Source organism: Marinobacter sp., from assembly GCF_035268745.1.
Lineage (GTDB): Bacteria > Pseudomonadota > Gammaproteobacteria > Pseudomonadales > Oleiphilaceae > Marinobacter.
Genome location: NZ_DATFKH010000107.1, coordinates 1 through 1,235 on the forward strand (window position 1 = coordinate 1; position 1,235 = coordinate 1,235).

Annotated in this window: 1 protein-coding gene; it reads right to left on the reverse strand. The window is 57.2% G+C overall.

Features of this window, described 5'->3' with window-relative positions:
- Positions 1-680: 680 nt before the first annotated feature.
- Positions 681-1,235: IS3 family transposase (locus VJ956_RS08320; RefSeq protein WP_324083730.1), on the reverse strand; the 555-nt coding region annotated here is incomplete at its 5' end.

The following is a 1,235-nucleotide window of genomic DNA, read 5'->3' on the forward strand; positions in this document are numbered from 1 at the left end:
AATTTCGAATGCTCCTTGGCCAGAGTCGCTGCGACTGAAATCTTACGGATTGTGCGAACAGCGATCAATCAGAATGCAAACACCAGCGGACTCGATCTTGTCTCTTGGAATGTGCCGGAGATATTTTTCTGTTCTTTGAAATTTAGAAACGACGACACAAGCCTTCGCCCATCATGACGGCACCAATATCCCGTCCGTCCGGCAGTCGGCAGCTGCCGATCTTACGCTCGTAGCTCGCGCGCCCATTCAGATAGCAAGTCAGAGTTTCACCCGAGACCAGACTTCGCATGCGTGCGGCGGCGCGCTGCCCGGCGCTGGTGTTCATCTCGGGGCAATCGAGCGAACCAAGGCGGATCGGCACGCCGTCGACCTCGATGGTATCGCCATCGCGAACATGAGTGACAGGGCCCTGGAATGACCGGACACTCGTTGCGGTAACAACAGGCCCAAAGTATTCAGGGTAACGCTCGGTTGCGTAGAACCCGCCCCACCCCACCAGTACCAGGCCAATCAGCAGCCTGAAGGCCCAGGATTTCGGACCATTCAGCCCCCTCTGTCTGGATCGTCTTGTACGCTGCCTTCCGTATCGCTTTGCCCGCTTCACAGCACACGCTTACCGCCATGGGTTACCACATTGATGGTACGTAATTCCCCCATTTTTGGTGGCCCAGAAATAGAGCCTAGGCCACGAGGGCCAACTTCTGTTTCGGGGTGATGCCACCCAAAGCCATGTTTGGCCGTTCCTGATTGTAAGTCCAGAGCCAGCGCGTTGCGTATTCGCGTACCTGGTCGATCGACCTGAACAAGTATTGATTCAGCCAGTCATATCGAACGGTTCGGTTGTAACGCTCGACATAGGCGTTCTGCTGGGGCTTGCCCGGCTGGATATGTTGAATCCTGATCTGGTGCTTCTCGGCCCAGACCCGCAGCGCCTCGCTGATGTATTCCGGGCCATTGTCGCAACGAACAATCGCAGGCTTGCCCCGCCACTCGATGATCTGCTCCAGACTGCGTATGACGCGCTCTGAGGGCAGCGAAAAGTCCACTTCGATGCCCAGGCCCTCACGGTTGAAGTCGTCGATCACGTTGAGCAACCGGAACGCACGACCGCATTGCAGGCTGTCGTGCATGAAGTCCATCGACCAGACTTCGTTGACCGCCGCCGGCACCGCCAGCGGCTCCGGCACTTGTCGAACGATGCGCTTCTTCGGCTTGATCCGCAGGTTCAGCTCCAA